The following is a 24496-nucleotide window of genomic DNA, read 5'->3' as shown; positions in this document are numbered from 1 at the left end:
TACCTCAGTTGCCGCAGGCCGCGGCCTTGGTCTGCTTGCACAGATCGCGGATGATGTCGTACTTCGCGTCGTCGACCGGCGCGAGGGCGTAGAAGGTCTTCTTGAAGGCGTCGCTGTCCGCGCCGGCGACACCGGCGGCCTGGATCTGGTCGATCGTGACGTTCTGCAGGCCCGAGACCAGCTTGGTCTTGAGGTCGGCCGGCAGCCCGTCGGCGAGGGTCATCGGCGCGCCGATGACGAAGGTCTTGTTGATGACCTTCAGGCCCTTCTGGGCCTCGACGGCGACGTCCTCGGCGAAGCCGGCCTCGCACTCGGAGCCCTGGGAGACCTTGAGCGCCGACGCGTCGTGCTTGCCGGCGAAGACCGGCGTCACGTCCTTGGTCGGGTCGATGCCGGCCTTGAGCAGGTTGTAGCTGGGGTACAGGTAGCCGGAGGTCGAGGTCTGGCTGACGAAGCAGACCTTCTTGCCCTTGAAGTCCTCGATCTTGCTGATGGAGGAGCTCTCGGGGGCGATCGCCTCGGAGTAGTAGCCGGGCTCCTGGCCCTTCTTGGTGATGATGGAGGCGAACGGCGTGATCTTGGCGCCGTTGTTCTTCGCCGTCACGTACGTGAAGCCGGAGAAGCTCGCGATGTCGACCTTGCCGGAGACCGCGGCCTCGATGAGGGCTGCGTAGTCCGACGACTCCCGGTACTCGACCTTGAGCCCGGAGATCTTGGCGATGTAGTCCTCGAGCGGCTTGTAGTTCTGCTGCGTGGAGGCGGTGTCCGGCACGACGCCGAACACGAGCGTGCCGGAGTCCTTGGCGAACTTGCCGGCCGCGGCCGACGCGCCGGCGGCGGTGGAGGTGGTGTCGTCGTCGGAGGAGCACGCGGTGGTGCCGGCCAGCAGCACGGCCACGGCGGCGACGCCGAGGGCGACCCGGGTGGAGACCTTCATGTTCAACCCTTCTTGACCTGCGGGTTCAGTCGTTCGTTCGGATTCCTCATCAGCGGCGTCAACGTAGGGAGCACAGGTGAACGGGCCGCCAACGAGCCGTAGTTCGCAGCGAACGAGCCACAAAGGTTCGCACCTGTTATGGTTCCGTTATGAAGCGGGCGCGCCGTAAGGTTGCCCCGTGTCGGTCTCCCTGCACCACTCAGGCATCCCCGCGCACGGCCGGGTCCCGAAGTACTACGCCGTCAAGGCGCGGATCCTCGACGAGATCGCCGAGCTCGGCGTCGGGGCGCTGCTCCCGCCGGAGCGTGACCTCGCCGCCCGGTTCGGCGTCGCCCGTTCCACGGTCCGCCAGGCGATCTCGGAGCTGGTCATCGAGGGCCGGCTCAGCGCGCGGCAGGGGCGCGGGACGTTCGTCGCCGGGCCCAAGCTCATCCATCCGCTGTCGCTGGCCAGCTACACCGAGGCGCTGCGGGCCATGGGCCGCACACCGTCCCGCATCGTCGTCACGATCGGCGAGATCCCGGCCGACGACGAGCTGGCCGCCACCCTGGAGATCGCGTCGGCCGCACCGGTCATCCATCTGGAGCGGGTGCTGCTCGCCGACGGCGAACCGCTCGGCCTGGAGAGCACCTGCCTGCCGGCCGAGCGCTACCCGACGCTGCTCGACGTGCTCGACCCCAGCGGCTCGCTGTACCGCTGCATGCAGGACGAGCTCGGCGTCGTCTGGGCCGAGGCGACCGAGCGGATCGAGACCGCCCTGGCCAGCCCACGCGAGGCGCTGCTGCTGCAGACCAACCCGGCGCTGCCGATGCTGCTCATGCAGCGGGTCAGCCGCGACCCGACCGGCACGCCCATCGAGCGGGTCCGTTCGCTGTACCGCGGCGACCGGATCGGCTTCGAGACCCGGCTGACCGCCGAACGGTAGGCGCCGCGCAGGCCGCGCTGTCCCCCGGTCGGTGCGACGTCGGCCGCGACCGGTCCGTCCCGCGGGCCCGAACGACCGCACCTGGGACGTCCGCGTCGCCGGCACCGCCGCCGTGTACCTCTCGGCGAGCGCGGACGGCACCGCCCCGTTCTCGGTCGACGACATCGTCGACATCACGGTCGTCACCCCGACCGGCTCGACCCGGCGCTGGCAGCGCGACTTCAGCCTGAACTGCAACACCACCGTCGACTCCCGCGCGGCCGAGAACATCCGCACGCTGTTCGAGCCGGGCCTCAACACCATGCGGGTCGTGCTGAAGGACTGGTGCGGCTACGACGTCGGCAACTCCGACCTGTGGCTGACCGGCGCCGCCGGCGCCACCCCGCGCTGACGCATTGTGGTGCCGGCCGCGAGCGCCGATGATGGTCACGACATAGACCATTGTCGAAGGGATGGACATGATCCGTCGTACGATGCTCGCGCTGCTGGTCACCGGTGCCGTGATCGCCGGCGCCGCCACCCCCGCCGGGGCGATCCCGCCGCCCCCGCCCGGCGGTGACCTTCTCATCGTCTTCGCCTACTACGCCGACGCCGCGAAGACCCAGGTCATCGGGCAGTCGTGGACCGGCTGCGGCCAGCCCCCGGGCAGCTGGGGCGTCACCTCGGGCATCAGGCAGGTGTTCTTCACCCCCTGCTGACAACACGGTCGCGACGGCGGCGCCGGCCCTGCCGCCGGTGCCGCCGGCGCCCGCATAGACTCCGCCGGGTGATCGTGCGGATGGCGGGACCGGCGGACGTGGCGGCGCTCGCGGAGCTGCGGGAGATCGGGCCGGACCAGTTCGACGAGTTCGCCGGCTGGGTGGCGGCGCACGCGGAGACGCACCTGCCGTTCGTCGCCGAGATCGACGGAGCCGTGGTCGGGTGCGCCTTTCTGTGCGTCGCGGAGCGCGTCCCCGGCAGCGGGGCGCCGCAGCGGCGGTTCGGGGACGTGCAGTCGGTGATGGTCCGCGAGGAGCGCCGGAACCGGGGCATCGGCGGTGCGCTGATAGCGGCGATCCTGGCCGAGGCCGAGGCGCGGGGGCTGCTGCACGTGACCGTCCACTCAGGACGGCGGGCGGTCGACTTCTACGCGCGCAACGGGTTCAGCCACCACCGGCAGCTGTTGCTGTGGGAGGCGGCAGCAGGGTCGTGAGGGCCTCGGCGGTGCTTCGCGACGCCGCAGCAACCACCGGAAGGCCCCGCCGTCTAGGGTGGCCGGTGTGATCGGTGTGCCTGTGCGGGTGATGGTGGTGGACGACCACCCGATGTGGCGGGACGGGGTGGCACGGGATCTGACCGACGCCGGTTACCTGGTCACCGCCGTGATCGGCGAGGGAGCCCAGGCGCTGCGGGTCGCGCGGGCGGCCCGCCCCGACGTGGTCGTGCTCGACCTGCAGCTGACCGACCTGTCCGGCGTCGAGGTGATCGGCGGGCTGCTCGAGGCGCTGCCCGAGGTGCGCGTCCTCATGCTGTCCGCCAGCGGGGAGCAGCGCGACGTGCTCGACGCGCTGAAGGCTGGCGCCACCGGCTACCTGGTGAAGTCGGCGGGACGGCAGGAGTTCCTGGAGGCGGTGCGCCGCACCGTGGAGGGCGAGGCCGTGTTCACCGCCGGGCTGGCCGGTCTGGTGCTCGGGGAGTACCGGAAGCTGGCCCGGTCCACGAGCGGCGGGCCCGAGCTGACCGCGCGGGAGACCGAGGTCCTGCGGCTGGTCGCCAAGGGCCTGCCGTACAAGCTGGTGGCGGAGGACCTGGGGCTCTCGGTCCGCACGGTGCAGAACCACGTGCAGAACACGCTGGGGAAGCTGCAGCTGCACAACCGCAGCGCGCTGGTGCGCTACGCACTCGAGCACGGGCTCGACTGAGTACTTCTACTCATGCCCGGCCGCCGCCGGTGCGGAATGTTCTGTGCATGGCCCTGAACCAATCGATGGTGGTCGCCCAACGGCACGGCGTCGTCCGGCGCCGTGACCCGCTGTACCGCGCCGTCACCCGCCTGCTGGCCGTCTCGCTGACGCCGGTCGCCGCGCTGGTCGCGCCGGGGCGGGCGCGGCACACCGCCTGCCAGTGGGCGCTGACCCTGCGCTTCCCGGCCGAGGACCTGGCCGGGCTCACCCCTGCGACGCGGGCGGCGTTCGAGGCGGCCCGCACGCGGGCGTTGTGGCGGCACGGCGAGCTGCTCGGGCTGACCTCCGGCCACCGGGACGCGGATGTCCAGGCCGCGCTGTACGCCGCGCAGGTCGAGCGCTGCGGTTCGGAGGAGCTGGCCCGGCGGTGGACGCTGCCGCCGGACGAGTCGCGGCACGTCGCGGGTCTGGCCCTCGACGTGCGGCCGTCGGAGGGTGCGCGCTGGCTCGAGGTGTACGGCGCGCGGTACGGCCTGTACCGGATGTACGACAACGAATGGTGGCATTTCGAGTACCACCCGGAAGGCCGCCCGGCCCGCCTGGCACACCCGGCCGTCGCGCACGCGGCCCATCGGTCATGATCATCGACATGCATGAACGGACGTTGCGGTGGTGGATCGCGCTGGCGGGTCTGGGCGGCGGTCTGCTGGTCGCGGTGGTGCAGTCCTCGCACGGGGGAGGATTCTCGCCGCGGCTCGGCGTGCAGGGGCCCGACGCGTACTACGGGCCCGACCCGTACACGCCGCTGATCCCCACCGCGGCGACCGTGCTGGCGCTGTGCCTGCTGCGGTGGTGGCCCTGCCTGCTGACGGCCGGCGGGCTGCTGTGCGTGCCGATCGCGTGGCCGGACCTGGTCCCGTATCCGGACACGATGATCTTCTACCACCTGTCCAGCGCGGCGTTCCCGGTCCTCGCCATCGGGGCGCTGGGCGCCGCGCAGCGGCTGCTGTGCACCGGCGCGCCGGGTCTGGGCGCCGCCGTGGCCGGCCTCGTCATCGGGTTCGGCCTCTTCGGCCAGGCCCTGCCGGGCACCATCTACCAGTTCATGGACCCGGCGCTGCCCATCTGGCGCGGGTTGCTGGTCGTGGCCGGCCTCGCCGCCGTCGCCCCGGCGACCTGGTGGTGGCGGCGCGGCGATCCCGCCGCGGTCGGGCCGCCGGACGAGAAGGCCTGGAGCTGGAAGCGGCTGCGGCCGATCGTCACCGGCGGGCTGGTGGCGATCGTGGCGCTGCCGTTCGCCATGCTCTCCACCGAGCGGCTCGCGGACCTGCTGGGCGTCAGCTGGCGGACGCTCGCCAACTCCCCGAACGCCAGGACCGCCATTCTCGGCGGGATGACCCTCGCGGCGGCGGTGGTCCTGGCCACGCTGGCCGGGGTGTGGTCGCTGGCCGGGGCGCTGACCGCGGCGACGGCGCAGATCGCGGTCTCCGCGCCGCTGGCGATCGCGCTGCTCGCGACCAGGGACGCGGGCCCCGCCCGCTGGTCCGCCGCGCTGCTGGGGGTGGCGATCGGCGTGGCCGCCGCGGCGACCAGGTGGCGGGTCGCGGCCACGGTCGCGCTCACGGTGGGCGCGGCGACGTGCCTGTTCATCGCGTTCTCGGGCACGAGCGGCGACCCGCAGAAGCTCGCCGGGCAGTACGGTGCGACGCCGGCGCTGCTGATGATCGTGCTGGTCACCGGGGCCGCGACCGCGGTCGCCGGCGCAACGGCACCGGTGCTCGCCCCGCGCGGCTCGCTCCCCGCGGTCCTCGGCCCGATCGCCGGCGTGCTCGTCGTCGCCGGCGTCAAGACCGCCCCGGTGATCGACCTGGGTGGCGCGGCGCCGCGGTCGATCGGCACGACGCTCCGCCTCGACACGGCCGGCGTCCTGCTGCTGGTGTCGGCCGCGGCGATCGGCGGACTGGGCATCGCGCACCATCTCTCCGAGCGCTGGGCGGAGCGCAAGCAGGCCGAGCTGATCCGGCAGGAGGCGGCCGCCGCGGAGCGGGACCGGCTGGCCCGGCCGATCCACGACGGCGTGCTGCAGGTCCTCGCCATGGTCCAGCGCGAGGGCTCGGAGCTCGGCGGCGCCGGCGCCCAACTGGCGGCGCTGGCCGGCGAACAGGAGGTGGCCCTGCGCAACCTGCTCAGCGGCAACCCGGCGCCACCCGGCGCGGGCACCGAGGCCGACCTGCGGGCCAGGCTCACCGGGCTGTCCTCGGCCACCGTCGACGTCGCCGCCCCGGTCGACCCGGTCATGCTGCCGGCCGCCCCGGCGGCCGAGCTGTTCGCGGCGGTCCAGGCGGCGCTGGACAACGTCCGGCAGCACGCCGGGCCGGGCGCGCGGGCCTGGATCCTCCTGGAGGACGAGGACGACGGGGTACGTGTGACGGTCCGCGACGACGGTGCCGGCTTCGAGCCGCACCGGCTGCGGGACGCGGCCCTGGCGGGCCGCCTGGGGGTGGAGCAGTCGATCCGCGGCCGGATCCACGACCTCGGCGGCACCGCGACCGTCAAGAGCCGCCCGGGCATCGGCACGGAGGTCGAGCTGTGGGTCCCGTTCCCCGCGCGGTGACCGAAAGTGACCGGAGGCATATTATCGGAAAACAACGGATTTGCAGTGATCCGATGAGGCCGCGGTACCGGTCAAATCCAACGGGATTGGCCGTTTCGCTGCCGCAGCGCGATTCTTATTGGATGATGGCCACACTCCGGGCCCGAGGGCGCGGATTCCGATCCAGCGGGATGGATAGAGAAGTGGAGCGGCGGTGATCGGGTCAAGGGTGGGTCTGCGCAGCGACATCGAGCAGGGCACAGTCGAGGTCATCGTCGAGGGGCCGTGCGACGGGCGGGTCAAGACCGACCTCGCCACCGCGGTGCGCAAGGGTCTGGCGGAGCATCCGAGGGCGCTGCTGCTGAACCTGACGGCGGTCGAGCAGCCCAACCCCGCGCTCGTCGGCGCGGTCCTCCTCGCCGAGCGGCACAGCGGCTCCATCCAGCCGCCGGTCCCGCTGGTGCTCGTGGCGTCGGACGCCACCTGGCGCAAGCTGGTCGGCGCCGGGCTCATGACCCGGATCCCGATCTACACCACCATGGCCGCGGCGCAGGACGCGCTCAGCCACAGGACGCCACCGTTCGGCCGGGTCAGGCTCGACCTGCAGCCGGAGGCCATGGCGCCCTCGACGGCGCGGTCGTTCATCGGTGACACGGTCCTGGCCTGGGACCTGCGCGCGCTGCTGCACCCGGCCCGGGCGATCATCTCGGAGCTCGTGACCAACGCCGTGCAGCACGCGCGGACGCCGTTCACCGTGACCGCCTCCCGCCGCTGGGACCTGCTGCATCTCGCGGTCGAGGACGGCGATCCGGCGCTGCCCCGCATGATCAGGCCGGTGCAGCGCGAGGACGTGCCACTGGACGTCCGGGGCATCGGGCTCGGGATCGTCGCGCGGTCGGCGCGCGCCTGGGGGGCGACGCGGACCGTGGCGGGCAAGGTGATCTGGGCGACCCTGGCGACGGTGCCGACGCAGCGCCGGACCTGAGCACGGGTCGGTAGCCCGCTCGGCGGATGCGCGGCGCCGAGGGACGATGCGCGTCCCGCACACAGACCAGCACGACTCCGCCGGCCGGCCGGCCGACCCGCCCGCACGTGAAGGTCGTGGCGCCGGCGGGCCGGATCACGCCGCCCGACTCCGTCCGAAGTGGATCGGCGCCGCGCTGGTGCTGCTCACCGCCGCGGACCCGCCGCACCTGGTGAAGGCGTCCGGGATCGACCCCGGCACACCGGATTCCCCGCACCGCGAACCCGGGCCGCGTGCCCCGGTGAGGCGGCGTGTGACGCGCGCAGAGCACCTCGGCCCACCGTCGCGGCCGCTGAGGGTGGGGGCGCCGCGCCGTGGGTGGTCTCGTGGTGAGAACTGACCGACGCCGCTCCCGCGAACTGAACCGGGGCGGCAATCTGGGGATGCGGTGCCCACCCAGGTGCCGCTGCCTCCGTTGGACCGCACCCGGTCACGCTGTGGCACGGCACGCCCGGGTCTCCGCCCCCGGCGCGCCCCCGTTCATGACTGTCGCTGAGACCCGCGGCCGGTCCTACGCCGGCCGCGGTGCCCCGCTGCGCCTTGGCGGCAGCCGCGCCGCCGGCCCGCACCTGTGCCGCGGCGGCATCAGCAGAGATAGGGCTGAAATTTTGATCCAGGCAACCACCAGGACGACCGCGCCGCCGTCCCGGCAGCACGAGCTCACGGCGCGACGCCTGCACCACGTGTTCGAGACCGCGTGCGACCGCACCCCCACCGCCGTCGCGCTGGAATGCGACGGGATCCGCCTCACCTACCAGGACCTCGACGAGCGCGCCAACCGGCTCGCGCACCGGCTGCGCGGCCTCGGCATCCGCGGCGGCGCCCGGACGGCGATCCTGCTGCAGCGCTCCGTCGCGACGTACGTGGCGCTGCTCGCCGTCGGCAAGGCCGGCGGGGCGTTCGTGCCGATCGACCCGGAGTCGCCCGCCGACCGGGTCGCCTACATCGCCGAGGACTCGGCGATCGCGCTGCTGCTGACGTCGGCGGAGCTCGCCGACCGCGCCGAAGGGCTGCCCTGCCCGGTGCTGCGCGTCGACAGCACCGGCGGCCCCGACGAGACCGCAGCGGCGGCCGGTGGGGACGGCGGCGCCGCCGAGGCGCCCGCGCTCCGCCCGGAGCCGGACGCCGCCGGCGACCCCGTCGCTTACATCATCTACACCTCGGGCTCCAGCGGCCGCCCGAAGGGCGTGGAGGTGGCCCAGTCCAGCATCTGCAACTTCCTCGACGTCGTGCCGGGGGTGTACGACGTGCGCCCCGGCGACCGGGTCTACCAGGGCATGACGATCGCGTTCGACTTCTCGATCGAGGAGATCTGGCCCACGTGGTCCGTCGGCGCCACCCTCGTCGCCGGGCCGACCGACTCGCGGCGCTTCGGCACCGAACTCGCCGACTTCCTGGACTCGTCCGGCATCACCGTCCTGTACTGCGTGCCGACCCTGCTGGCGACGATCCCCCGGGAGCTGTCCCGCATCCGCAGCGTCCTCGTCGGCGGGGAGGCCTGCCCCGGCCAGCTCGTCGAGCGGTGGAGCCGGCCGGGCCGGCGCATCCTCAACACCTATGGGCCGACCGAGGCGACCGTCACCGCGACCTGGTGCGAGCTGCTGCCCGGGCGGATCGTCACCATCGGCCGGCCGCTGCCCACCTACAGCGTCGTGCTGCTGGACGAGCAGCGCCGGCCGGTCCGCGACGGCGAGGTCGGCGAGATCTGCATCGGCGGGCCCGGCGTCGCCCGCGGCTACGTCGGGCGGCCCGAGCTGACCGCCGACCGGTTCGTCGAGCACCCTCTCGCACCGCCCGGATCCCGCCTGTACCGCACCGGCGACCTCGGCCGGCTCACCGCCGACGGCGAGGTCGAGTACCTCGGCCGCGCCGACGCCGAGGTCAAGATCCGCGGCCACCGGGTCGACCTCGGCGAGATCGAGAACGTGCTGCTGGAGGACGCCGGCGTGAGCGAAGCGGTCGCGGCGCTCGTCCCGGTCGGCACCGGGGACGACGCGCCCCGGGAGCTCGCCGCCTACATCGTCTGCCCGGAGCCCGGCGACTCGCTGGTGCCCCGCCTGTTCGAGCAGCTGCAGGAGCGCCTGCCCGGGTACATGGTGCCGGCGTACCTCGACGTGGTCGAGGCGCTGCCCGCCATGCCGAGCGGCAAGGTCGACCGCAAGCGGCTGCCGGCCCCGGTGCACCGGCGCCCCGCCCGCGGCGCCGTCGTCGCCGCGGACACCGAGCTCGAGGAGCAGGTCCGCGCGGTGTGGGCCGAGGCGTTCGGGCTGGAACCGCAGGCCCTGTCGGTCGAGGCGCACTTCTTCGACGACCTGGGCGGGCACTCGCTGCTCGCCGCGCGGGTCGTGTCGCTGCTGCGCACCCGCGGCATCGGCGCCAGCCCCGCCGTGCGCGACCTGTACAGCAACCCGACGGTGCGCGGCCTGGCCGGCCGGCTCGCCGCGCCCGCGACGGGACTTGCCGCGCCGCGCCGCCCGGCGCCGCTGCGCCACGGCAGCCGCCGCATCGCGGCCGCCGGCGCCGGCCAGGCGCTCGTCATCTACCTGCTGGTGCTGCTCATCACGCTGCCGGTGTCCTATGTGTACACCTGGAACAACGGCCGCGTGTCCTTCGAGGTCCTCGCCCAGCTGATGATGGCGATCCTGGTGAGCTACCTCGGCGTGCGCTGGATCGTGCCGGTCCTGCTCGCCCGGCCGGTCGCCGCCGGCATCCGCCCCGGCCGGTACCGACTATGGGGCCCGACCTACGTGCGGCTGTGGATGCTCGACCTGCTGCTGGCGCTCGGGCCGATGACCGTGCTCAGCGGCTCGCCGCTGATGGCGGTGTACCTGCGGCTGCTCGGCGCCCGCGTCGGCGCCCGGACCACGATCGCGACCAGCTCGATCGGCGTCCCCACCATGATCGAGATCGAGTCCGACGCCACCGTCGGCTACGGCGTGTCGATGCGGCCGTGGCGGGTCGAGCACGGCTGGGTCGTCGTCGAGCCGATCACGGTCGCGCGGCACGCGTTCGTGGGCGCCAACGCCGTGCTCGAGCCGGGGTCGTCGGTGCGGTCCGGCGCCGGGCTCGGCGAGCAGTCCGTGCTCGAGCAGGGCGAGACCGTGCCGCCCGGCGCGCGGTGGGCGGGCTCCCCGGCGGCGCCCGTCGACGCGCTGTGCTCGACGGTGGAGGTCATGCTGGCGGCCAAGGGCCGCCGCCAGAACTGGCACCCGAAGCACCTGCTCGCCGCCGGCCTCGGCGCCATCGGCCTCGAGCTGAGCGCCATCGCGACCGTCGTGCCCAGCGTGGTCCTCGTCTGGTGGGCGCTGCTGCAGTGGGGGCTGCTCGCCGGTCTCGTCGCCACCGTCCCCGCCGGGCCGCTCTACGTGCTGACCACCTGCGCGGTCATCGCGGGCGGCAAACGCCTCGTGCTGCGGCACGCCCCGGCCGGCATCCACCCGGCCCGCTCCGGCCTCGGCGTCCGCAAGTGGATCGCCGACAAGCTGCTGGAGTTCAGCCTGCTGTTCACCAACTCGCTGTACTCCACCCTGTACACGGTGCCGTGGCTGCGGCTGCTCGGCGCCCGCGTCGGGCGGGGCGCCGAGGTGTCCACCGCCGCGCACCTCGACCCGGACCTGCTCACCCTCGACCCGGACAGCTTCGTGGCCGACATGGCCAGCGTCGGCGCCGCCACGTTCGCCAACGGGCGGATGGCGCTGCTGCCGACCAGGGTCGGGCACCGGGCGTTCGTCGGCAACGCGGCGTTCGTGCCGGCCGGCACCACCCTCGGCGCCGGCAGCCTCGTCGGCGTGCAGACCCTGCCGCCGGACGAGGACGTCCCCGACGGCACCTCGTGGCTCGGCTCGCCCGCGATGCACCTGCCGCGGCGGCAGAGCAGCGGCACGTTCTCCGAGCAGGAGACGTTCCGCCCGCCGCGGCAGGTGGTGGCGCACCGCCTCGCCGTCGAGTTCGCCCGCGCGACCGTGCCGGCCTCGCTGCTGGGCATGAGCGTCTACCTGTACCTGTGGGTGCTGTCGGCGCTGGCCCGCGGCCGTGACCTGCCGGTGCCGGCGCTGGTCTCCCCGCTGGTCGTCATGGCCGCGGGCGCCGCCGTGATCGGGTGCTGCGCGGCCACGAAACGCAGCATCATCGGCGCCTACCGGCCCAGGGTCGAGCCGCTGTGGAGCACGTTCGTGCGGCGCACCGAGTTCGTCACCGGCCTGTACGAGGCCGCGGCGATCCCGGCCGGGGTCGGCATGCTCGTCGGCACCCCGTTCCTGCCGCCGGTGCTGCGCTGGTTCGGCGCCCGCATCGGCCGGCGCACCTGGATCGGCACCACGTACCTGACCGAGTTCGACCTGGTCGAGATCGGCGACGACGCCGCGGTCGGCGCCGAGGTGTCGCTGCAGACCCACCTGTTCGAGGACCGGGTGATGAAGATGTCCGTCGTCACCGTCGGCGCCGGCGCCAGCATCGGCACCCGGGCGATCGTGCTGTACGACGCCGTCGTCGGCGACGAGGTGTCGCTCGGCTCGCTGTCGCTGCTGATGAAGGGCGAACACCTCACGCCCGGCAGCCGATGGCGTGGCATCCCCGCACAGGGCGTCGCCACCCTTCCGGAGCTCGCCGCCCTTCCGGCGCCCGCCACCCTTCCGGCGATCGCAGCCTGAACCGTCCGCTGTCCGGCCCGCACCGGCGCCCGCCGTCCGCGTGCCTGCCGGTCGCGTGCGCACCGCCCGCTTCGCAAGATCCCGTCACACATCAAGGAGGACACCGCCCCATGAACACCGAACTGCTCGTCTCCGACGCCACCCACTTCCGCATCGACTACGAGATCAACCCGTACATGCACACCGACGTGCAACCCGACCCGGTCGCGGCCAACGCCGAGCACGACGCGATCGTCGCCGCGCACCTGGCCGCCGGCCGCCTCGTCGAGTACGTCCCCGCCGCACCCGAGTGCCCGGACATGGTGTTCACCGCGAACGCCGCGGTGGTCCGCGGCGAGCGGGCCGTGCTGGGCTTCCCGCCGCCGGAACGCAAGGCGGAGATGTCGTACTTCGAGGAGTGGCTGGTCGACCGCGGCTACGAGGTGGTCGAGGCGCCGTTCCCGTTCAGCGGCCAGGGCGACGCCCTCGCCTGCGGCGACCTGCTGCTCGCCGGCCACGGGCAGCGCACCGACCAGCGCATGCACGCCGTCCTGGCCAAGGAGCTCGACTACGACGTGATCCCGCTGCGCACCGTCGGCCCGCGCTGGTACGACCTCGATCTGGCCATCGCCGTCATCGACCCGCACACCCTGGCGTACTGCCCGCTGGCGCTCGACGAGCCGAGCCGCGGCAGCCTGCGCGCGCTGGGGCTGGACCTGATCGAGGTCGGCCTCGACGAGGCGTCCCGCCTCGCGCTCAACCTGATCAGCGACGGCCGCACCGTGACGATGACCCGCGGGGTGCCGCGCCTGGCCGCCGCGCTGCGCGAGCGGAGGCTGCACGTGGTCGAGCTCGACACGACCCAGCTCGCCAAGGGCGGCGGCGGCGTGCGGTGCACCGCCCTGACCCTGGACAACCCGCCGCGGCAGGGGTCGCGGTGATCGCATCCCGGCGCGTCCGGAGCACCGGCGCCGGGCGCGCCATGGCCGCGACGTGCCGCATGCCGGCCGCGCAGCCCACGGGAGGGTCCGGCGGGGCGCTGGTCGCGCTGGTGTACCGCGGGCCCGCGTCCCTGCCCGGCTGCCCCGAGGCGGTGGCCGACCTGCTGCGCCGCAGCCGCTGGGGCTTCGACGTGCGCTTCGTCGGCCCCGGCGAGGACGTGCAGGTGTCGGCGCGCGCCCTGTCCGGTGCGGTCCTGTACGCGCAGCCCGGCGGCGGCCTGCTCTCGCACGGCTACCGCCACCTGCGCCGGCACCGCGCCGCGATCCGCGAGTTCGTGCACGACGGCGGGCGGTACCTCGGCTTCTGCCTCGGCGGGTACCTGGCCGGCGCGACCCCCGGCTTCGGCCTGCTGCCGGGGGACACCGACCAGTACATCGCCTCGGCCGCCGCCACCGTCGTCGAGCCGCACGACACGCTCGTCGAGGTCGCGTGGCGGGGCCGCGCCCGGACGCTGTTCTTCCAGGACGGCCCGTACTTCTGGGTGCGGCCCGACGCCGGTGCGACGGTCGTCGCCACCTACCCCAACGGCACCGTCGCCGCGCTCGTCGCCGGCTTCGGGGAAGGCCGGGTCGGGGTCGTCGGCCCCCACCCGGAGGCGACCGGCGACTGGTACGCCGATGCCGGTCTGTCCGTGGACCGGCTCGGCGTCGACCTGGGCCTCGACCTGGTGGACGCGGTGATGACCGCATGACCGCTGTGCAACAGGGCGCGGGGGACAGTACGGCGCGGCCCGGTGACCTGGCGGCGTCCGCGCCGCCCGCGCGAGCCGCGGCGCCACGCACCCGGCAACGGCTCATCGGCATCGACGCCGCCCGGGGTGTGGCGCTGCTCGGGATGATCACCCTGCACGCGCTGTGGGAGGCCGATGCCGCAGGCAACCCGACCTGGTCGGACAGGGCGTTCAGCGGGCGGGCGGCGGCGGCCTTCGCGCTGCTCGCCGGCGTCGGCATCGCGTTCGTGTCCGGCCGGCGACGGGTCCCGGCGGCCGACCGTCCCGCCGTGGCCGCCGGGATGGCCGCCCGGGCTGTCGCCATCGGTGTGGTCGGATTCCTGGTCTGCGCCGCCGACACGACGCTCAAGGCGGTGATCCTGCCGTACCTGGCGGTGGTGTTCCTGCTGGCGATCCCGCTGGTGTTCCTGCGCACCTGGACCGTTGCCGTGGTGGGTCTGCTCCTGGCGACGGCGGGCCCGGTCGGCAACTACTTCCTGCTGCCACGGCTGCCGGAGCCGGAGCTCGGCAACCCGTCGTTCATAAGGCTCGTCCAGGACCCGATCGGGATGCTCACCGAGCTGACGTTCACCGGCTTCTACCCGTCGCCGACCTGGCTGGCGTACGTGTGCGTCGGCATCGTCATCGGGCGGCAGGACCTGAGCCGGCGACGGTTCGCCGCCCTGCTGCTGGCCGTCGGCACGGTCGTCGCCGTCGCGGCGCACACGGCCTCCACGCTGCTGCTGCACCGCTACGGGGGGCTGGCACACATCTGGGCCGCGCAGCCGCGCAGCGACCTGACGGCGGCGCAGACGACCGAGCTGCTCAAGTTCGGCGGCAACGGCAACGTCCCGTCCTCCACGTGGTGGTGGCTGGCGGTCGACACCGCGCACACGGGCACGCCGCCCGAGATGTTCGGCGCCGCCGGTTGCGCCGTCGCGGTGCTGGGCCTGATGCTGCTCGCCGCGCACGTCACGCACCGGGTGCTGGGGCCGGTGTGCACGGTCATCCTGGTGTTGCTGGCCTCGGCCGGCAGCATGACGCTGACCTTCTACTCCGCGCACATCCTGTTCATCAACTCGGATTTCGACACTTACAGTGCCGGGAACGGCTGTCTCGTGCAGGTCGTCGGCGCATTGCTGATCGGCCTCGCGGTCAGGGGAACGGTCGGCCGCGGCCCGCTGGAGGCGGCCGTCGCGGCGCTGGCCAACCGCGCCCGGCGGTTGACCACGTCCCGCGGCGCGGTACGGGTCGTCGCCACCATCAGAGCTACCGCCACCATCCCGGTCCAGGCCTCGCCGGCGCCGGTCTCGGCCGTGCCGGCGGCTTCGGCACCGGCTTTGGCACCGGCACCGGCGAAGCCCTCGGAATCCTCGATGGATTCGACGACGGCGTCGGCGGCGCAGGCACCGGCTGCGACGGCGTCCAAGGGGTCGGGGTCCGGTGGACCGGCGGCTGATGGCTCGGGGTCAGGTGGGCCGGTGCCGCGGCGGGCGCCGCGACGGCCGCATGGGCCCGGCGACGGCCGCCGCCGCACCGTCCGGCGGCGGGCGCAACCCGGGGCCGGACAGGGCGGCGGCCGGTGAACCGGCGGCGGTTCCTGCTCGGCGCGGGCGCCGCCGCCGGTGTCCTCGCCGCGCTCGGCGGGGCGGCCGGCGCCGGGTACATGAAGCTGTCCGGTGACCGGCCGCTCGCCCTCGTCTACCGCGGCCCGGCCGCCTGCGCGGGCTGCTCCGAGGCGGTCGCGGCCCTGCTGCGCGGCGCGCCGAGCGGGTTCCGGACCGAGTTCTGCGGCCCCGGCGAGCAGGTGGCGCTGTCCGCGGACTCGCTCGCCGGGGCCAGCGTGTACGCGCAGCCCGGGGGCGGAGACGTCCGCCAGGCGTGGCGCCGCCTGCGCGGGCACGCCGAGGAGGTCCGCGGCTTCGTGCACGGCGGCGGCAACTATCTCGGCTTCTGCCTGGGCGCCTACCTCGCCGCCGCCGACCCCGGCTTCGGCCTGCTGGCCGGGGTCGGCGTCGAGGGGTACATCTACAGCGCCGAGGCGACGGTCCACGACCAGGACGACACCGTCGTCGGCGTCGACTGGCGGGGCCGGCGGCGGCACATGTTCTTCCAGGACGGCGCGCTGTTCCGCCCCAAGCCGGGCACGCCGGTGACGGTCCTGGCCACGTACGACACCGGCGGCGCCGCGGCCGTCGTCACCGGCTACGGCTCCGGGCGCGTCGGGCTGGTCGGCCCGCACCCGGAGGCGGACCGGTCCTGGTACGACGACGCCGGCCTCAGCAACCCCGACGGCATCCAGTTCGACCTCGGCCACGACCTGATCGAGAGCACCCTGCGCCGGGACTGATCCGCCGCCGCGCCGTCGGCCCGCGCCGGCCGGCGTCAGGAGCCGCCACCACCGCCTGCGATGTCGGGGGAGCGGGGCGCCGGGCGGAACGCCGCCGCGATCCGGTCGGCCATGGCGCCGATCGCCCGGCAGTTCGCTGTATCCCGCTTCGCCGTGTCCTGCTGCGGTGTGGACGGCTCGCACCACGGCAGCCCGTCGACCCACGGCGGTGGGTGCGCGCCGGCCGGCCGGTGCCGCACCGTGCCGAAGGCCACGTGGTCGGCCAGGCTTCCGCCGTGTGCGCGGCACCGCTCGGCCCGGTCGAGCACCTCGGCGGCCGCGGCCCGGCCCTGTGCGGTCAGCCGCGGCCCGGTCAGCAGGTGGCGGACGACGAGGTACAGGCCGGCCGCGGTGGGCACGCCGATGGCCGCCGCGGTGGCCGCCGTGGCCGCGCCCTCGGCGAGCGCCGCGCCGGCGACGACGCCCGTCACCGCCACCACCAGGGTGGCCAGGGTGCTGCGCAGCTGGTCCCACGCCGGCGGCACGGTCTGCCAGAGCCCCGCCGTCTCGCCGCTTCGCCGGGCCCGCAGGTACAGCCTCCGGGCGGCGCCGGCGGCGGCGTGCCGGTGCAGCGACACCTCCCGCTCCGGGCCGAACAGCTCACCGAGCAGCGCGGCGTCGGCCGCGCCGATCCTGGTCGCGGGGCCGCGCGCGTGCGACACGTCGACCGCCCACAACCCGGCCGGCCGCTCGTGCCAGCGCAGCGTCACCAGCCCACGCTCGGCCACGTCGACCAGCTGGGCGGCGACCGCCCGCCCGTCCAGCGGCCGCCCGGCCAGCTCGGCCAGCAGCTCGTCGCGAATCCGATCCGGCACGCGCCCTCCCGCCCCGGTAGGCGCCCGATCGTATGCGGCAAGGTCAACGGCGGGTGGCAGTTGCCCACCGGTGGCAGTTGCAACGTTGTCGCGTGCGTACATGAGCACATAAAGTGGAGGCATGGGCGATCGACACGGGCACGGGCACCACCCGGACTCCCGGTGGGCGGCGGCACGGCACCGGGTCGGGCATCTGCTGGCACCGCACTCGCACGACACCGCGGGCAGGGTCGACGGTGCGCTGGAGACCTCGCGGGAAGGGATCCGCGCGCTGTGGGTCTCGCTGCTGGTGCTGGGGGCGACCGCCGCGATCCAGGTCGTGGTCGTGCTGGTGTCGGGGTCGGTGGCGCTGCTCGGCGACACGCTGCACAACATCGCCGACGCGCTGACCGCCGTGCCGCTCGGGGTGGCGTTCATCGTCGGGCGCCGGGTCGCCGATCGGCGGTACACCTACGGATACGGCCGCGGGGAGGACATCGCCGGCATCGTCATCGTGCTCACCATCGCCGCGTCGGCGGTCCTCGCCGGGCTCGAGGCCGTCGACCGGCTGTTCAACCCGGCCGCGGTGACGCACCTGCCGTGGGTGGCGGTCGCGGCCGTGACCGGTTTCGCGGGCAACGAGCTCGTCGCCCGGTACCGCATCCGCATCGGCCGGAGGATCGGCTCGGCGGCGCTCGTCGCGGACGGCCTGCACGCCCGCACCGACGGCTTCACCTCCCTCGCCGTGCTCCTCGGCGCCGGCGGCGTGGCCGTCGGCTGGCGGTGGGCCGACCCGGTCGTCGGCCTGGCCATCACCGTCGCGATCCTGTTCGTGCTCAAGGACGCGGCGCGGGAGGTGTACCGCAGGCTGATGGACGCCGTCGACCCCGCGCTCGTGGACACCGCCGAGGCGACCCTCGCCGGCACGCCCGGCGTGCGGAGGGTCGCCGCGCTGCGGATGCGCTGGATCGGCCACCGGCTGCACGCGGAGACCGATCTCGTCGTGGCGGACACGCTGACGGTCGTCGAGGCGCACGCCATCGCCCTCGACGCCGAGCACCGGCTGCTGCACGCGGTGCCCCGGCTCACCGGGGCCACCATCCACACCGACCCCGACAGCGCCGACGCGCACGCCGCCGTGGCGCACCACCACCGGGCTTCCGCGGTACCGTGAGTGCTCATGTACGCACCAGACGAAACCACGGTCGACTCGCCGACCGACGCGCAGGTCGCGACCGCGGTGACCGCGCTGCGGATGCTCGCCGACCCGACCCGCCTGCGGCTGCTGTGGGTGCTGCGCGATGGCGAGCAGGACGTCAGCACCCTGACGGCGGCGGTCGGCGCCGCCCGCCCGGCGGTGTCGCAGCACCTGGCCAAGCTGCTGCTCGCGGGCCTGGTCCACACCCGGCGGGACGGCCGGCGGGTGCTCTACCGGGCGGCCGGCGGGCACGTCCGCCGGCTCGTGACCGAGGTGTTCCACGCGGCCGACCATCATCTGACCGGCGCGCCCGAGCACGACTGACGCCGCCGCCAGTGCTTCAGCGTCAGCGCGCGGCGTTCGACGAGATGCCATGACGCGTAGGCGACGGCGGCGGTGATCGTCAGGCTCAGCGCCGTGTAGGGCAGGTAGCCCCAGCGGTTGGCGCCGAACGTGGCCAGGAGCTGCTGGACGACGAAGCCGTAGATGTAGATGCCGTAGGAGTAGTCGTTGACGGCGCCGACGCGGCGCAGCCGCCGCGGTGCCCGGACCGCGGCCCACACGAGCAGGTAGGCGAGGGTGGGGAAGCCGGCGACGAAGAACCCGCCCAGCAGGAGCGACGCGGCCAGGATCACGAGGCAGCCGGCGGCGAGGCCGTCGTGGATCGGGACGCGGTCGCGGTACAGCTCGATGGTCGCCCCGGTGAGGAACAGCGCGCCGAGGTAGATGAGCCACTGCACCGAGACGCTGCCGACCAGCGGCGGCACGATCGCCCCGTAGTGCTGCGCCGGCGGCCCTTCCAGGGTCCAGCCGCGGATCTGGTCGGCGACGATGCAGCCGTACAGCCCGGCGGCGAAAACCGGCACGAGCCACCGCGCCCGGCGCAGCACGGCCGTCACCGCGAGGACCGCGACGACCGCGTAGCAGGTGGACTCGTAGACGAGGGACCACAGCGCGCCGTCGAAGACGCTGTTGCCGCCGATCTCGCGGCCCCACGGGGTGTCGGCGAGGAGGTCCTGGATGCCGTACTGGCGCACGCCGGTGAACCAGTTGCCGGCGACGTACTGCAACGGCCCCTTCGGCCCGTCCCAGAACCCGGCGAGGGTGCCCCGCTGGTGCAGCGCGACGACCGGCGCGGCGACGAACGCGGTGACGAGCAGGCACACCCACAGGCCGGGCAGGATGCGCAGCGCGCGGTGCCAGGCGAACCGCCCGACGCTCGTGTGCGCGGCGGAGCGGGTGATGAGCAGTCCGGACAGGACGAAGAAGCCGAAGACCGCGAGGGTGCCGACGTTGGTCTGTCTCTGGAACAGGCTCCGGCCCAGGTCCTCCCAGCCGAAGCCGAGCGAGGTGGCGTGGGCGAGGACGACCGCGACGGCGAGGCCGAGGCGGATGGCGCCGATGCCGTTGTCGCGCCCGTCCCACCGCCCGGCGAGGCTGCCGTGGGCGAGGCGGTATCCGCGCGGCGGGGCGGCCGATGCGTGGTTGCCGGTGTGGTTGTCGGCGTGGTCGCCGGTGTGGGTTTCGGTGTGGGTTTCCGTGTCGGGGGCATGGTGCGTCGGCCGCCGGTCGGCGGTTGCGGGCATGTGGGAGCTCCAGGTGTGTGGCGTCGGTCAGGACACGTCGCGAGCGCCGTGCCGGCCTAGATCCGCCATACCTGGAGGTGCGACTGCCGAGGTTGCCCGGTGTCCCGGTCCGGGACCGCCGGTGGTGGTGGGGGTTCGGTGACGACGCCGGCCGGGACCGTGATGACGGTCGCGGAGCCGGTCGGCAGCTTCGGCTGCTGCGGGTACGCCGGCGCCCCGGCCGTGTGCAGCACGTTGTGGTGGTGCTGGTGGGAGTGCTCACCGGTGACGCCGTGATGGCCGTGCCCGGCCGATGCCGCGTGGCCGTCGGGGTGCCCCTGCAGGAGGTGCGCCGACTGCGCGCTGGCCAGCGGCGCGAGCAGTAACGACAGGAGGAGCAGGAACGTCAGTCCGGCCCGTGCCGGCCACAACACCCACCACCGCCCCATGCCTCGGATGATGGCAGCCTGCCGGGCCGTGGCGGTGTCGGAGATCCGCCACAACGCTGCATGTTCACCCGCACGTAACGGGCCGGCGCCCCGCGAGGTGGGGGCGCCGGCGGCGGCGCGTACGGGCGGCATCGGGCCTATTCCGCGACCTCGGACCGGATGGCGGTGAACCATGCCGGCCCGGCTGCGGCGGGTGCGGGACGGTTGGCCCGGTCGACGACGACGAGCGTGGCGGCGAGGACGCCGAGCACGATGATCGCGGTGGCAGCGACCCGCCGCGCCCGCTCCGACGTGTACCGGGCCGGCAGGTAGCCGGCGGCGAGCATGACGACGACGAGCGCGATGACCTGGCCGCCCTCGATGCCGAGGTTGAACGCGACGATGCGGGTGAGGCTGCCGACGCCGTGCACGACGAACTCGGGGACGGACCTGCCGGCCGCGTCGTCGACGCCGTGCGCCGACGCGGCGGTCGGCAGGAGCAGCAGCAGGGTCAGGGCGGCGCCGGGCACGACGGTGCCCCGGCGCAGGGTGGGTCGATGCATGGAGGCCTCTCGGGGTTTCCCGGGCACGGTGGAGCGACGCCCGGACGGACGTTGGGAAACAGCGCTATGCGGGCGTTCCCGACGCCGGCGGGGCTCGGCCCGCCACCCGGAGCACGGACCAGACCGACTCGCCGCCCGCGGCCGCGCGCACGACGGCGCGCATCCGCACCGGCGGATCGAACCGCCGCGAGGCAGCCGCCGCGGCGGCGAGGCTGATGCGCCGCACGGCGCCGCGCCACAGCAGCGTGGCGAGCACGCCGGCGGCGCCGTGCACCGCCAGGCCGAGCAGCAGCACGACCGGCGGCGGCACCACGTGCGTGTCGGAGGCGGCCCAGGCGGCGGTCTCGGCCGCGAGGAACGCTCCGGTCGACCAGAGCCCGGCGGTGCGGGCCAGCCGCCGTTTGCGCGGCGCCGGCAGCCGCCCGCCGGACGCGAACGCCGCGGCGGTGACCGCGAGCAGCGACGTCGCGGTGAGGGCGAGGGCCACGACCACCGCGGCCAGCTCGGCCGCGTGGACGTGCGAGACACCGTCGGCCATGCCGTGCGCCGCCGCGTGCCGGTGCGCGAGCAGCCGCGACGTGACCAGGTGCGCGGTGCTCCAGCCGAGCGCACCCGACGAGACCGCGGAGACGGCGACGAGCGCGCGACCCGCGTGCCGCTGGTCCGTCGCCCTCACCTCCCGCACCGTGTGGCCGCCGCCATCGTACGGGGTCGCCGCCGGCACCTGCCGCAGCCGTTCGGCCGGACTGTGGTGGCCGGCCCGCGGGTCAGCGTGCGGAGGCGATGGTCCGCACGACCGTGGCGTGGACGGTGGCGAGCGGTGCCGGGCCGAACAGCCTGGAGTCCAGGCCGGGGCGGTCGCCGAGCACGACGACCATGCCGGCCGGGACCGGGCCCGGCGCCGCCGCCGGCACGTCCGGCGGGAGGGGGTCGCCCGGCACGGCGGCGACCCGCTTGACCAGCCACGGCGACGGCGTCGCCGGCGTGGGTCCACCGTGGACGACCTCGGCGCCGGGCGGTGGCGCGGCGGCGGCCGGGCGCCGCAGCACCACGATGTCGCCGCGGCGCGGTGTGCGGCCGGCCCGCCGCCGGGCCAGCACGAGGTCGCCGTCGTGCAGCGCGGGTTCCATGCTGTCGCCGTGCACCCTGACCACCAGCCACCAGGGCCGGAGGAAGAGCCGCAGCAGCCACGTCACGGCGCCGCCGGGTCCAGGTCGTAGCCGCTGGCCTGCAACCGGAACAGCGTCGCGTACGTGCCGCCGGCCGCCATCAGCGAGGCGTGCGTCCCCGTCTCGGCGATCCGCCCGTCGGCGAGGACCACGATGCGGTCGGCGTCGCGGACCGTGTTGAGCCGGTGGGAGACCAGCACGCTGGTGCGGCCGTCGCGGTGGGCGGCGATCGCCCGGTGGACGCGGTGCTCGGCGGCGGCGTCCAGCCCGGAGCTCGGCTCGTCCAGGATCAGCAGGTCCCGCTGCCCGCGCAGCAACGCCCTGGCCAGCGCCAGCCGCTGCCACTGCCCGCCGGACAGCAGCACCCCCTCCGGCCGGTCGTAGTCGACGAACGTGCGGGACAGCAGGGTGTCGTACCGGCCGGGCAGGGCCAGCAGCGTGTCGTGGATGCCGGCCCGCGTCGCCGGTTCCGCGAGCCGGGACGGGTCGGTGTCCAGGGTCGTGCGTCCGTCGGTGTCGCCGAGCGCGATGTTCTCCGCGGCCGTCAGCTCGTAGCACATGAAGTCCTGGAAGACGGCCGCCACCCGCCGGCGGAGGTCCTCGACGGGCAGGTCGCGCAGGTCGACGCCGTCCCAGCGGATCGCGCCGCGGGTCGGGTCGTACAGGCGGCACAGCAGCTTCACCAGGGTGCTCTTGCCCGCGCCGTTCTCGCCGACGACCGCCACCGCGCACCCGGGCGGGATGGCGACGCTGACGCCGCGCAGCACCCACGGATGCTCGTCGCCGTAGCGGAACCACACGTCGTCCAGGACGATTCCGGTCTCGCCGGCGACCGGTCCGCCCACCGCCGGCGCCGCCCCGGCGTCCGGTGGGGTGGCCAGCAGCGCGCGGTAGTGGTCGAACAGCAGCCCGGCATGATGGGCCAGCGCGAGGTACTGCACGCCGCCCGACAGTGCGGCCTGCACGCCGGCGACCGCGAGGATCACGGCGCCGACGTCGCCGGCGCTGAGGCGGCCCGCGGCGGCCGCGACGAGGGTCCAGGCGACCGCGGCGCCGGCGAACAGGGCCGACAGCGCCGCGAGGGACACCTGGCTGCCGAGCTCGGCGCGGTCCATCCGGCGGTGCCCGGCGTTGACGGTCCGCAGCTCGGTGAGCATCCGGTGGCGCAGCAGGTCGCCGGCGCCGAACAGCCGCACCTCCTTGGCGGCGCTGAGGTCGGTGAGCAGGTCGGTGTAGAACAGCTCCCGCCGCTCGGCCGGGCTGAGGCTGAAGGTGAGCGCGGCCCGGCGCCGGCTCAGCCGCAGCTCCGCCACCAGCGCCGGGACGGCCGCGGCGGCGAGACCGGCGGCCAGCCACGGCGAGACGACGACGAGCGCGCCGGCCATGCCGGCGATCGTCACGACGGCCTGGGCGACGCCGAGGACGCTGTCGACGACCTGGCTCGGGCCGCCGTTCCCGGCCTGTTCGGCCATCCGCAGCCGGTCCCGGAACGCCGGGTCCTCGAGGGTCCGCAGCAGCGTGAACCGGCCGACGGCCGCGTACAGGCGGTCCTTGGCGATGACGGCGACGGCGCGGCCGAGCTCCGCCTGGACGTAGCGCAGCACGGGCGGGCCGAGCGCGGCGAGCAGCCCGGCGGCGGCGAGGGCGGCGGCGACGGGGAGCACCGCCGCGGCCGCGCCGCCCGCGACGACCCGGTCGATGCCGACCTTCGTCAGCCACGCGGCAAGCGCCGGTAGCGCGCCGGACAGCAGGCGCGCGGCGACATACCCGCACAGCAGCGCCGGACGGGCCCGCCACGCGAGCAGCAGCGCCGCGCCGGCACGGGACAGCACGGCGGTCACGCCGGCACGGGCACCTGGTAGCCGACGGACTCGACCACGCCACCGTCCCGCACGAGCACGAACGCGGGGAAGCCCCGGACGCCGAACGCGCCCGCGACGGGGCCCTCCGGGTCCTCCAGGATGACCGCGACGCCGCCGGTGCCGGTGAGCGCGCCGACGACGGGTGCCGGGTCGCCGCCGTCGTCGACGACGACCGCGAGGACGTCGCCGGGGTGCCGGGCCGCCGCGGCGCGGAAGTCGCCGAGCCGCTCATGGCAGGCGGGGCAGTCGGGCGAGAAGAACCCGATGAGGGTCTGGCCGGTGAGCGAGGCCCGGTCGACCCGCCGGCCGTCCACAGTGGACGCCGTGAAGTCGGCGACGGGTTCGCCGAGGGTCGCGGTCGACACCGGCGGCGGCTCGGCCATGTCGCCGAGGCGGTTCTCGTAGGCGCGCAGCCGGCGCACGACCCCGAGGACGACGACCAGGTTGAACAGGGTCAGCGCGGTGAGCAGCAGCACCGCGACGAGCAGCGCGGTGGTCACCGGCCCGCTCCCTTCGCCGGTACCGGCGGGATGCTGAGCAACGACACGATGTCCTCCAGCGACGCAAGGATGAGCCCCACGGCGCCACCGGCGACCGCGCGGACCAGGGACGGGGTTGAGGTGCCGGGGCCGGCGACGGGCACGGCCGCGGCGGCAGGCGGGCGTCCCGGCCCCGGCCGCAGCGCGGCCGCGCTGCGCCGGAGCCGGGTGAACGACCGGGATGAAACTTTCCCGGCGACCGCCATCGCGAACACGACGGCCGAGCCGGCGGCGAACGCGGTCACCGGCATCGGTGACCCGCCGGGGCGCGCCCGGCCGTCGTGTGGT

26 protein-coding genes are annotated in these 24496 nt (G+C 74.7%); 15 read left to right on the top strand and 11 right to left on the bottom strand.

The genetic code is table 11. The annotated features are described in order from the left end of the window. Positions 1 to 4: 4 nt before the first annotated feature. Complete coding sequence (locus ACQEVZ_RS08210) at positions 5 to 937, bottom strand: phosphate/phosphite/phosphonate ABC transporter substrate-binding protein (RefSeq protein WP_433363467.1); 933 nt, start codon at positions 935 to 937, stop codon at positions 5 to 7. A gap of 178 nt (positions 938 to 1115) precedes the next feature. On the opposite strand from ACQEVZ_RS08210, the gene ACQEVZ_RS08205 reads away from it, so the two are divergent. From ACQEVZ_RS08205 to ACQEVZ_RS08180, 6 genes are all read left to right on the top strand, one after another. Then, positions 1116 to 1862 (top strand): GntR family transcriptional regulator, encoded by a 747-nt coding sequence (locus ACQEVZ_RS08205; RefSeq protein ID WP_433363464.1) that lies wholly within the window; start codon positions 1116 to 1118, stop codon positions 1860 to 1862. A gap of 31 nt (positions 1863 to 1893) precedes the next feature. After that, a complete protein-coding gene (locus ACQEVZ_RS08200; protein WP_433363461.1) occupies positions 1894 to 2253 on the top strand; it encodes a hypothetical protein in 360 nt (119 codons plus the stop codon). Positions 2254 to 2320: 67 nt separating this feature from the next. After that, positions 2321 to 2560, top strand: a complete 240-nt coding sequence (locus ACQEVZ_RS08195) for a DUF6289 family protein (RefSeq protein ID WP_433363458.1) — start codon at positions 2321 to 2323, stop codon at positions 2558 to 2560. A gap of 68 nt (positions 2561 to 2628) precedes the next feature. Continuing rightward, positions 2629 to 3054 (top strand): GNAT family N-acetyltransferase, encoded by a 426-nt coding sequence (locus ACQEVZ_RS08190; RefSeq protein ID WP_433363455.1) that lies wholly within the window; start codon positions 2629 to 2631, stop codon positions 3052 to 3054. Between the two features lie 91 nt (positions 3055 to 3145). Then, positions 3146 to 3763, top strand: a complete 618-nt coding sequence (locus ACQEVZ_RS08185) for a response regulator transcription factor (protein ID WP_363412991.1) — start codon at positions 3146 to 3148, stop codon at positions 3761 to 3763. Between the two features lie 47 nt (positions 3764 to 3810). Further along, a complete protein-coding gene (locus tag ACQEVZ_RS08180; RefSeq protein ID WP_433363452.1) occupies positions 3811 to 4386 on the top strand; it encodes a D-alanyl-D-alanine carboxypeptidase family protein in 576 nt (191 codons plus the stop codon). A gap of 139 nt (positions 4387 to 4525) precedes the next feature. On the opposite strand, the gene ACQEVZ_RS08175 is transcribed toward ACQEVZ_RS08180, so the two are convergent. Continuing rightward, positions 4526 to 4675 carry a hypothetical protein gene (locus ACQEVZ_RS08175; protein ID WP_433363449.1) on the bottom strand — a complete coding sequence of 50 codons (150 nt, stop codon included), beginning with the start codon at positions 4673 to 4675 and terminating at the stop codon, positions 4526 to 4528. A 175-nt stretch (positions 4676 to 4850) separates the two neighbouring features. Between ACQEVZ_RS08175 and ACQEVZ_RS08170 the strand changes: the two genes are divergently transcribed. From ACQEVZ_RS08170 to ACQEVZ_RS08140, 7 genes are all read left to right on the top strand, one after another. Beyond that, positions 4851 to 6359 (top strand): sensor histidine kinase, encoded by a 1509-nt coding sequence (locus ACQEVZ_RS08170; protein ID WP_433376682.1) that lies wholly within the window; start codon positions 4851 to 4853, stop codon positions 6357 to 6359. Positions 6360 to 6552: 193 nt separating this feature from the next. Then, the gene (locus ACQEVZ_RS08165) at positions 6553 to 7323 is read left to right on the top strand and encodes an ATP-binding protein (protein WP_433363446.1); all 771 of its coding nucleotides are present in this window, start codon (positions 6553 to 6555) and stop codon (positions 7321 to 7323) included. Positions 7324 to 7844: 521 nt separating this feature from the next. Further along, entirely contained in the window at positions 7845 to 12011 is a 4167-nt protein-coding gene (locus tag ACQEVZ_RS08160; RefSeq protein WP_433363443.1) for a Pls/PosA family non-ribosomal peptide synthetase, read from the top strand. A 110-nt stretch (positions 12012 to 12121) separates the two neighbouring features. Continuing rightward, positions 12122 to 12931, top strand: a complete 810-nt coding sequence (locus ACQEVZ_RS08155; RefSeq protein ID WP_344514628.1) for a dimethylarginine dimethylaminohydrolase family protein — start codon at positions 12122 to 12124, stop codon at positions 12929 to 12931. Beyond that, positions 12928 to 13683, top strand: coding sequence for a BPL-N domain-containing protein (locus ACQEVZ_RS08150; protein WP_433363439.1), 756 nt, complete (start codon positions 12928 to 12930; stop codon positions 13681 to 13683). The genes ACQEVZ_RS08155 and ACQEVZ_RS08150 overlap by 4 nt, the downstream gene beginning before the upstream one ends. After that, on the top strand, positions 13680 to 15287 hold the full coding sequence (locus tag ACQEVZ_RS08145; RefSeq protein ID WP_433363436.1) for a heparan-alpha-glucosaminide N-acetyltransferase domain-containing protein: 1608 nt from the start codon (positions 13680 to 13682) through the stop codon (positions 15285 to 15287). The genes ACQEVZ_RS08150 and ACQEVZ_RS08145 overlap by 4 nt, the downstream gene beginning before the upstream one ends. Beyond that, on the top strand, positions 15284 to 16051 hold the full coding sequence (locus ACQEVZ_RS08140; RefSeq protein ID WP_433363433.1) for a BPL-N domain-containing protein: 768 nt from the start codon (positions 15284 to 15286) through the stop codon (positions 16049 to 16051). Before ACQEVZ_RS08145 ends, ACQEVZ_RS08140 begins: the two co-directional genes overlap by 4 nt. Positions 16052 to 16086: 35 nt before the next feature. Here the strand turns inward: ACQEVZ_RS08140 and ACQEVZ_RS08135 are convergent, their stop codons facing one another. After that, positions 16087 to 16905, bottom strand: coding sequence for a hypothetical protein (locus tag ACQEVZ_RS08135; protein ID WP_433363430.1), 819 nt, complete (start codon positions 16903 to 16905; stop codon positions 16087 to 16089). A 121-nt stretch (positions 16906 to 17026) separates the two neighbouring features. On the opposite strand from ACQEVZ_RS08135, the gene ACQEVZ_RS08130 reads away from it, so the two are divergent. Further along, positions 17027 to 18058 carry a cation diffusion facilitator family transporter gene (locus ACQEVZ_RS08130; protein WP_433363427.1) on the top strand — a complete coding sequence of 344 codons (1032 nt, stop codon included), beginning with the start codon at positions 17027 to 17029 and terminating at the stop codon, positions 18056 to 18058. A 6-nt stretch (positions 18059 to 18064) separates the two neighbouring features. Beyond that, positions 18065 to 18406: an ArsR/SmtB family transcription factor gene (locus ACQEVZ_RS08125; protein WP_344514640.1), complete on the top strand. Its 342-nt coding sequence runs from the start codon at positions 18065 to 18067 to the stop codon at positions 18404 to 18406. On the opposite strand, the gene ACQEVZ_RS08120 is transcribed toward ACQEVZ_RS08125, so the two are convergent. From ACQEVZ_RS08120 to ACQEVZ_RS08085, 8 genes are all read right to left on the bottom strand, one after another. Then, positions 18376 to 19668: an acyltransferase family protein gene (locus ACQEVZ_RS08120; protein ID WP_433363423.1), complete on the bottom strand. Its 1293-nt coding sequence runs from the start codon at positions 19666 to 19668 to the stop codon at positions 18376 to 18378. The genes ACQEVZ_RS08125 and ACQEVZ_RS08120 overlap by 31 nt on opposite strands. A 56-nt stretch (positions 19669 to 19724) precedes the next feature. After that, positions 19725 to 20096 carry a hypothetical protein gene (locus tag ACQEVZ_RS08115; protein ID WP_433363420.1) on the bottom strand — a complete coding sequence of 124 codons (372 nt, stop codon included), beginning with the start codon at positions 20094 to 20096 and terminating at the stop codon, positions 19725 to 19727. 137 nt (positions 20097 to 20233) lie between these two features. Further along, on the bottom strand, positions 20234 to 20638 hold the full coding sequence (locus ACQEVZ_RS08110) for a hypothetical protein (RefSeq protein ID WP_433363417.1): 405 nt from the start codon (positions 20636 to 20638) through the stop codon (positions 20234 to 20236). Between the two features lie 64 nt (positions 20639 to 20702). Then, positions 20703 to 21314, bottom strand: a complete 612-nt coding sequence (locus ACQEVZ_RS08105; RefSeq protein WP_433363414.1) for a hypothetical protein — start codon at positions 21312 to 21314, stop codon at positions 20703 to 20705. 91 nt (positions 21315 to 21405) lie between these two features. Then, complete coding sequence (locus ACQEVZ_RS08100) at positions 21406 to 21834, bottom strand: S26 family signal peptidase (protein ID WP_433363411.1); 429 nt, start codon at positions 21832 to 21834, stop codon at positions 21406 to 21408. Then, positions 21831 to 23648, bottom strand: coding sequence for an ABC transporter ATP-binding protein (locus ACQEVZ_RS08095; RefSeq protein ID WP_433363408.1), 1818 nt, complete (start codon positions 23646 to 23648; stop codon positions 21831 to 21833). The genes ACQEVZ_RS08100 and ACQEVZ_RS08095 overlap by 4 nt, the downstream gene beginning before the upstream one ends. Further along, the gene (locus ACQEVZ_RS08090) at positions 23645 to 24169 is read right to left on the bottom strand and encodes a TlpA family protein disulfide reductase (protein WP_360566802.1); all 525 of its coding nucleotides are present in this window, start codon (positions 24167 to 24169) and stop codon (positions 23645 to 23647) included. The genes ACQEVZ_RS08095 and ACQEVZ_RS08090 overlap by 4 nt, the downstream gene beginning before the upstream one ends. Beyond that, complete coding sequence (locus ACQEVZ_RS08085; protein WP_433363404.1) at positions 24166 to 24459, bottom strand: hypothetical protein; 294 nt, start codon at positions 24457 to 24459, stop codon at positions 24166 to 24168. The genes ACQEVZ_RS08090 and ACQEVZ_RS08085 overlap by 4 nt, the downstream gene beginning before the upstream one ends. Positions 24460 to 24496: the final 37 nt, after the last annotated feature.

It is taken from the genome of Dactylosporangium sp. CA-152071, assembly GCF_050936335.1.
Classification (GTDB): Bacteria; Actinomycetota; Actinomycetes; order Mycobacteriales; family Micromonosporaceae; genus Dactylosporangium; species Dactylosporangium maewongense.
The sequence above is the reverse complement of the archived record's forward strand: the minus strand, read 5'-3'. Positions and strand labels throughout refer to the sequence as shown.